General features: G+C 46.8%; 1 pseudogene. It reads left to right on the top strand.

Annotated elements, in window-relative coordinates:
* Positions 1–250, top strand: a pseudogene (locus tag NRIC_RS19395) (hypothetical protein); the annotation flags it as partial.

Raw genomic sequence — 250 nt, 5'->3', positions numbered from 1 at the left:
AAAAAAAGTAAGGGAATTGGAAAGGAGGAATCGTTAGGACAATTTCGAAATGTCCTGGCTTACCAGGCGATTAAATTCATGCACGAAGAAAAGGGCTACCCGATAAAACCCATGTGCGATTTCCTGCAGGTAGCGCGCTCTGCCTACTATCGCTGGGTGAAACAGCCTGTGAGCGTACGTGAACAGACCAATCGCCACATTGCAGAAGTCATTCGAACGATTCATGACCAGCATCCAGATATGGGTTATC

Source organism: Enterococcus florum (assembly GCF_004309355.1).
GTDB classification, from domain to species: domain Bacteria; phylum Bacillota; class Bacilli; order Lactobacillales; family Enterococcaceae; genus Enterococcus_A; species Enterococcus_A florum.
Note: the sequence above shows the minus strand (reverse complement) of the source record. Positions and strands in the feature narration are given on the sequence as shown.